The following is a 6,344-nucleotide window of genomic DNA, read 5'->3' as shown; positions in this document are numbered from 1 at the left end:
CTCTTCCAGGAGCTTCGAAAGCTCAGCCGCCTCGAGGACGGTCAGGCTCGAAAGGTCGTCTACGATCTTTGCGAGATCAGCCATTTTGATATTCCTTTACTTGGTTCGAACGTGTGTTGTTGACAGCGAGGAACGGCCTCATGCCGCCTCGTCCTTCCGGGCGTAAGCGCCGATGACACGCGCGACCGAAGCCGCGGGCGCATTGACGATCTGGGCGATCCGGGTTGCCGGCGTGGCGATCATGCCAACCAGCTTGGCGCGCAGCTCGTCGAGCGACGGCATCGTGGCGAGCGCCTTGACACCATCGGCGTTGAGCGAGGTCGAGCCCATCGCGCCGCCGAGAATGATCAGCTTGTCATTCCCCTTGGCGAATTCGGACGCGACCTTCGGCGCCGCAATCGGATCCTCCGAATAAGCGACCAGCGTCTGTCCCTTGAACAGATCGATGATCGATGCGGAGTCCGTGCCCTGAAGAGCGATCTTGGCGAGACGGTTCTTCGCGACTTTGACGGTGCCGCCGGCGGCGCGCATCTTCGACCGAAGGTCGTTCATTTGCGCCACGGTGATACCGGCGTAGTGGGCCACGACGACTGAACCCGCGTTCGAGAACGCATCATTCAGGCCCGTGACGAGTTCGCGCTTTTCCGCTCTGTCCACTGCCTATCTCCAGTTGACCGCTGCCTCATTCTCGAGGTCAGAAGTCGGGTTGCCTTTTGCCGGCCGGGCCATCCAAAAATGGATCTCCCGAACGACGCTCGAGGATCCTGCCCCCTTTCGCCACACCGACGGCAAAGCCGGCGATGCGCTGACAAAAGGCAAACACGGTTCGAACCTTTCATTGGAGCCTTTGGCTCCTTTGTCGGGTCTTCACCCGTCTCATGCAGGCCCACATGAATTAAGGCTGTTGGGCCGCCTGCAATCTCGGACAGGATATCCGGAAACCTTTCGGCTCCCGGGTTACCGGGCCGCCGACGGATCGGCGGTCCGGAATTCTTCGTGGGTCGACGCAGGGCCGACCCGACGACACTTACGACGCGGCGAGCGTCGCGATGTCGAGCTTCAGGCCCGGGCCCATCGTCGAGGTGACCGACACCTTCTTGACGTAGTTGCCCTTGGCGCCCGCGGGCTTGGCCTTGTTCACCGCATCGGCGAAGGCGCGGACATTCTCTTCCAGCGCCTTGACGTCGAACGAGACCTTGCCGACGCCGGCCTGGACGATGCCGGCCTTCTCGACGCGGAACTCGACGGCGCCGCCCTTCGAAGCCTTGACGGCCGCGGCGACGTCGGTGGTCACGGTACCAACTTTCGGGTTCGGCATCATGCCGCGCGGGCCGAGCACCTTACCCAGACGGCCGACCAGCGGCATCATGTCCGGCGTGGCGATGCAGCGATCGAAATCGATCGTGCCCTTCTGGACGATGTCGACCAGATCCTCGGCGCCAACGATATCGGCGCCGGCGGCCTTGGCTTCCTCGGCCTTGTCGCCACGGGCAAACACCGCGACACGCACCGAGCGGCCGGTGCCGTTCGGCAGGTTGACCACGCCGCGGACCATCTGGTCGGCATGGCGCGGATCGACGCCGAGATTCATCGAGACCTCGACGGTCTCGTCGAACTTCACCTTGGACCGGTCCTTGAGCAACTGCAGCGCCTCGGAGAGCGCATAAGCCTTGTTCGGATCGATGCCTTCGCGACTCGCAGCAACACGCTTTGCAATCTTTGCCATGATCTTAGCCCACCACTTCCAGGCCCATCGAGCGGGCGGAGCCCTCGACCATGCGCATGGCCGCCTCGACGTCGTTTGCGTTCAGGTCCTTCATCTTCTGCTCGGCGATCGCGCGCACCTTGTCGCGGCTGATCGTGCCGACCTTGGTCTTGCCCGGCTCCTTGGAGCCCGACTTCAGGTTGGCGGCCTTCTTCAGGAAGTAGCTCACCGGCGGCGTCTTCATGACGAAGGTGAACGACTTATCCTGGTAGTAGGTGATGACGACCGGGATCGGCGATCCCTTCTCGAGCTCCTGGGTCTGCGCGTTGAACGCCTTGCAGAATTCCATGATGTTGATGCCGCGCTGACCAAGCGCCGGGCCGATCGGGGGCGACGGCGTGGCCGAGCCCGCGGCAACCTGGAGCTTGAGCTGGCCTGCAACTTTCTTAGCCATCTCTATTCCTGCCTTTTCTCATGCCGGCCCATTAGCGGGACACCGGCGGTTGCAGTCTGGTGGTGCGGTTCCGACGGCCGGCTATGCCGCCTTCGCCTCCCACCCGTTCATGCGGCGCCTTAAGCAACCGCCCCAACGCCTCGCGGCGCGGATCCCGACGCCTTACGGCGCAGGTGTACGGATCAGCCCTTTTCGACCTGTCCGAATTCCAGATCGACGGGCACGGCGCGCCCAAAGATCGAAACTTCCACCTTGAGGCGGGCACGCTCCTCGTCCACTTCCTGGACGACGCCGTTGAAAGACGCGAACGGACCATCCGAGACGCGGATCGCCTCGCCGATCTCGAAGGTGACCGAGGGCTTCGGCCGCTCGACGCCTTCCTGGACCTGGTTCAGGATGCGCTGCGCCTCGGTCTCGGTGATCGGCACGGGCTTGGAATCGCCCAGGAAGCCGGTGACCTTCGGCGTGTTCTTGACCAGCGAGAACACGGCGTCCGTCAGGTTGGCCTTCAGGAGCACATAGCCCGGGAAGAACTTGCGCTCTGCATCGACCTTGCGGCCACGGCGTATCTCGACGACCTTCTCGGTCGGCACCACGATCTGCTCGATCTCGCCGGCCAGGCCCTTCTGCTTGGCCTTGTTCTCAATATCCTCGGCGACCTTCTTCTCGAAGTTCGAATAGGCGTGGACGATATACCAGCGCGCAGTCATTTCCCGACCTCTCCGTAAACCGCCGAATTAATGCCCGAGACCCAGGATCCACTCGATCGCATAGCCCATCAAAATGTCGGCTGCGAAGAAGAAGAGCATCGCGATCACCGCGAATACCAGGACCATCACGGTCGAGATCATGGTTTCGCGCCGCGAAGGCCATGTCACCTTTGCCGTCTCCGCGCGGACCTGCTGGAGAAAGGTGAAGGGATTAGTGGTTTTCGAAGCCATGTGCCGCCTGTTTTCAAGACCCGTTGGCCGGGCCTCCTGGATGATCCCGCTGGCCGGGACGTGCCGCCTGGGCTCCATGCGGTGCGAATCAGCGCCGCTATTTCACCCACGCAAATCAGACGCGTAAAGCCGGCTTCCCAGCTCCACGCGTCGCGTGTCTGTCTTGTCTACATAAAACCGATTCTTAATCCACGCAAGTGGCAAGGTCCGCTTTATGTCCTGGCGCCGCCTCGGAACCATCCAGTCGTCCCGTCCCGGCTATGCGGGGCTTATGCCCCAATTTTCCCAAAATGGCAAGCCACCCGCCGATTTTCAACTGCGGAGGCTTCCGATTGGCCGTTTGGGAGATTGGCACGGGCAGCAGGGCTCGAACCTACGACCTGCGGTTTTGGAGACCGCCGCTCTACCAACTGAGCTATGCCCGTGCATGCGCTTGTTCGGCGCAGGCGCTTCCTAAAAGCTTCCGGGCCCTCTGTAAAGAGCACTGACCTGCCGTTTTCAAAGCTTTGCCGGATTTCCCGATCGCATTTCCGTCGGCAACGGATTGCGTTACCGGAAAACGGGCCTGGGCCTACGATTTTCCGGCCGGCGGCTTGTACGGTCCGCCCGGCACGCCCCAGCCCCAGGCCGGCATCGGCTCCATCTCGGGGTCGCAGGTCTCACCCAGATTCGAGTTCATCTTCGCCAGCCGCGATCCCCATTCGACATAGCCCATGAAGGCGGAGCGGAACTCGGGGTCGTCCGGCAGGCCGACTTCGTCCGCCGCGTCGGCGAGAAGGTTGATCCAGCGCCGGCGCTGCACCTCGGTCAGGTGCTTGCCGAGATGATGCATCACCATCTCGCGATGGCCGCCAAACTCTTCGCTATAAGTCTTTGGCCCGCCGAAGACCTCGCCGATGAAGGCGGCTACATGCGCCGGATGGTCCGGCGACATGGTCTTGAACACGGGGCCGACGATCGGATCGAGCGCCACCTTGTCATAGAAAGTGCGTGTCAGCCTGTAGAGCGCCTCGCTGCCCCCGGCCCATTCGTACAAAGTCGGGATTTCCGCGCTCATCGCCAATCCTCCGTTCCGCAAATCGCGCGAGGAGGATAGCGGCGCCACCCTGCCCGCCTCAACCTGCCTCGATGGCCAGTGCGGGCTCTCTCCTTGCCTACGAATTCCGGACGGAAAATCGTAAACACTTTTCCTGGAATTGCTCCCAAAGCGCGTCGCGATCTTTCAGATTCGCTCCATGCGCTTTAGGTTTTTGATTTTACGCATGTCTTTATCCCGAAACCGGTTCCCACTTTCGGGAGACATGCCCTAAAGTTTCGCTGGCGCCTCGGCCGCGGCATTGGCGGCCGGCAGCACCCGGCAATTGTCCGGTTTCGGCGATGAGTTGCAGATGGTCGCCCCAGTCAGCGCATCCACCGATTGCGGTCCGGTCGTGAGCCCGAATTCGCGAAGTTCGCCCTGCTTGAGTTCCCTGTGCTTGGCGAACTGCGCCGACTGCATGGCGGCAAAAAAGCCCGGGCCGATAGCCATCTCGTCGAGATACGCCCTGACCTTCTCTTCCATGTTCATGGAATGCACCAAAAAATGCGCATCGGCGCCGACGAGGCGCCTGATGCCGCCGGCGATCATCACCGCGCAGGCGGCATCGCATTGGGCGCCTGCATCGATGGTGAGGCCGCTGTAGAGGCCATCGGTTGGTTCGCAACCCGCCTTGCCCGGATCGCAATCGAGAAAGTCGGTTCGGGCGACCGCGACATCCAACCCACGCTCACGGATCAGGCGGCCTGCGGCAAGCGCTGCCTGCACATCGCCACCTGGCGAGTTGACGACCACCGGCAATCTGCGCCCGCCGAGCGTATCGAGCAATTGGCGAAGCTTGCCGGCCGTGCCCGCGGTGATCGTGCCTTCCGCCGAGATCCATTCCGGACAATCGGGATTGCAGAGCGGATTGCTGCCGCGAACGACAACAAAGCGCATCTCCTGGTCTTCGATCCGCGGCCCGGGCGCCGGGGCCGGCGCAGTGGGCGAAGGCGCGGCTTCAATATTCGCGACCTCGGCCGGCTTGGCGTTCGACGGCACCTCGCGGCAATTCGCCGGCACGGGATTGCGCCGGCACATGCTCTTATCGGTCAGCAGATCGAGCGAATCCGGGCTGGTGACGAGCTTCATCTCCAGCATGTCGTCGGGCTCGATCTGCCGGATATCGCTGGCGGGCGTCGTCTTCATCACATCCAGCACGCCCTGCTCGACGCCCATCCTTCAGATAAGCCGACAGCCGTTTCTCGATCGCCTTGCTCATCTCATAGGTCTTGTAGCTGCCGGCATTCTTGCGGCTGACAATCGTGGTGCCGATGATCTTCTTCTTGCCGTTCACGATCCGATAGGTGGTGCGGTAGAGCAGTTTTTCACGCCGGAAGGTGGTGGTGATCTGGTGGACACCGAGATAGGCCCATTCGCCAACGACGCGGCGGATGCCGCCGGCAAACATCAGCGGACAGGCCGAATTGCACATCGCGCCGCTGTCGTAAGCGACGCCGGAATAGGGCTGCTGCCTGGCGTCGTTGCCCCGGCAGTTCCTCATCCCTGGCGAGCAGCCGGAAAACTCCGTGATGCCGACCGCGATATCGAGCTTGTTCTTGCGGATCATGCGGCCAAGCTGGAGCGCGGCATCGACATTGCCGCCGGGAGAATTGACGACGATCGGCAGTTGCCTCCCGTCGAGCGTCTTCAGCAAGCGCCTGAACAGCGCCGGCGTGCCGGCCTCGATCGTGCCTTCGGCGGAAATCCATTCCGGGCAATTCGGCTCGCAGCCCGTCGCGCTGCTGCGCACCACCACGAAGCGCATCGTCGGACCGAGATCGGGCGGATCCTCCTTTGCGGCTGCGCCGAAGGCGGCCAATCCCATGGCGATAGCCAGCCCGAGCCGGATAAGCCGCCGCAAAATGATTTTTGAACGAAACGCGGAAACCACGCCTGGCAAGCCCCTCGGTACAACACATACTAGTTGCGGCGACGATGCTTGCAACAGAATTGAGCTTGCCGGCCCGATACTGCTTCCAAAACGAGAAAGGGCGGCCCGAAGACCGCCCTTTCCTTGTCGAACCGGCAACAGCCGGATCGATTATTCCTTGATGGTGACGACGATGCCTGCACCGACGGTGCGGCCGCCTTCACGGATGGCGAAGCGCAGCTTCTCTTCCATCGCGATCGGCACGATCAGCTCGACGTCGACGGTGATGTTGTCGC

General features: G+C 62.3%; 8 protein-coding genes, 1 tRNA gene and 2 pseudogenes. All 11 read right to left on the bottom strand.

Annotated elements, in window-relative coordinates:
* Window positions 1-84: pseudogene (locus EOA23_RS30110) on the bottom strand (50S ribosomal protein L7/L12); the annotation flags it as partial.
* A 54-nt stretch (window positions 85-138) separates the two neighbouring features.
* A complete protein-coding gene (gene rplJ / locus EOA23_RS30105) occupies window positions 139-657 on the bottom strand; it encodes a 50S ribosomal protein L10 (RefSeq protein ID WP_126061036.1) in 519 nt (172 codons plus the stop codon).
* Window positions 658-1,027: 370 nt separating this feature from the next.
* Window positions 1,028-1,726 carry a 50S ribosomal protein L1 gene (gene rplA / locus EOA23_RS30100; protein WP_042642148.1) on the bottom strand — a complete coding sequence of 233 codons (699 nt, stop codon included), beginning with the start codon at window positions 1,724-1,726 and terminating at the stop codon, window positions 1,028-1,030.
* A gap of 4 nt (window positions 1,727-1,730) precedes the next feature.
* Window positions 1,731-2,159 (bottom strand): 50S ribosomal protein L11, encoded by a 429-nt coding sequence (gene rplK / locus EOA23_RS30095; RefSeq protein ID WP_042642146.1) that lies wholly within the window; start codon window positions 2,157-2,159, stop codon window positions 1,731-1,733.
* Between the two features lie 182 nt (window positions 2,160-2,341).
* On the bottom strand, window positions 2,342-2,869 hold the full coding sequence (gene nusG / locus EOA23_RS30090; RefSeq protein ID WP_095818149.1) for a transcription termination/antitermination protein NusG: 528 nt from the start codon (window positions 2,867-2,869) through the stop codon (window positions 2,342-2,344).
* A 27-nt stretch (window positions 2,870-2,896) separates the two neighbouring features.
* Complete coding sequence (secE, locus tag EOA23_RS30085) at window positions 2,897-3,100, bottom strand: preprotein translocase subunit SecE (protein ID WP_027170383.1); 204 nt, start codon at window positions 3,098-3,100, stop codon at window positions 2,897-2,899.
* A gap of 349 nt (window positions 3,101-3,449) precedes the next feature.
* Window positions 3,450-3,525: transfer RNA gene (locus EOA23_RS30080), tRNA-Trp, on the bottom strand.
* A 146-nt stretch (window positions 3,526-3,671) separates the two neighbouring features.
* Window positions 3,672-4,157, bottom strand: coding sequence for a group II truncated hemoglobin (locus EOA23_RS30075; RefSeq protein ID WP_127306797.1), 486 nt, complete (start codon window positions 4,155-4,157; stop codon window positions 3,672-3,674).
* Between the two features lie 249 nt (window positions 4,158-4,406).
* Window positions 4,407-5,324 carry a hypothetical protein gene (locus tag EOA23_RS37085; protein ID WP_348628597.1) on the bottom strand — a complete coding sequence of 306 codons (918 nt, stop codon included), beginning with the start codon at window positions 5,322-5,324 and terminating at the stop codon, window positions 4,407-4,409.
* A complete protein-coding gene (locus tag EOA23_RS37080) occupies window positions 5,221-6,003 on the bottom strand; it encodes a hypothetical protein (protein ID WP_348628596.1) in 783 nt (260 codons plus the stop codon). Before EOA23_RS37080 ends, EOA23_RS37085 begins: the two co-directional genes overlap by 104 nt.
* Before the next feature lie 216 nt (window positions 6,004-6,219).
* Window positions 6,220-6,344: pseudogene (tuf, locus tag EOA23_RS30065) on the bottom strand (elongation factor Tu); the annotation flags it as partial.

The sequence above is a fragment of the Mesorhizobium sp. M2A.F.Ca.ET.042.01.1.1 genome, assembly GCF_003997405.1.
In the GTDB taxonomy this organism is placed as follows: domain Bacteria; phylum Pseudomonadota; class Alphaproteobacteria; order Rhizobiales; family Rhizobiaceae; genus Mesorhizobium.
Note: the sequence above shows the minus strand (reverse complement) of the source record. Positions and strands in the feature narration are given on the sequence as shown.

Coding starts and splice junctions, on each gene's coding strand:
- rplA (WP_042642148.1), bottom strand. CDS start 1,726: ATGGCAAAGATTGCAAAGCGTGTTGCTGCGAGTCGCGAAGGCATCGAT.
- rplK (WP_042642146.1), bottom strand. CDS start 2,159: ATGGCTAAGAAAGTTGCAGGCCAGCTCAAGCTCCAGGTTGCCGCGGGC.
- nusG (WP_095818149.1), bottom strand. CDS start 2,869: ATGACTGCGCGCTGGTATATCGTCCACGCCTATTCGAACTTCGAGAAG.
- secE (WP_027170383.1), bottom strand. CDS start 3,100: ATGGCTTCGAAAACCACTAATCCCTTCACCTTTCTCCAGCAGGTCCGC.
- EOA23_RS30075 (WP_127306797.1), bottom strand. CDS start 4,157: ATGAGCGCGGAAATCCCGACTTTGTACGAATGGGCCGGGGGCAGCGAG.
- EOA23_RS37085 (WP_348628597.1), bottom strand. CDS start 5,324: ATGAAGACGACGCCCGCCAGCGATATCCGGCAGATCGAGCCCGACGAC.
- EOA23_RS37080 (WP_348628596.1), bottom strand. CDS start 6,003: ATGGGATTGGCCGCCTTCGGCGCAGCCGCAAAGGAGGATCCGCCCGAT.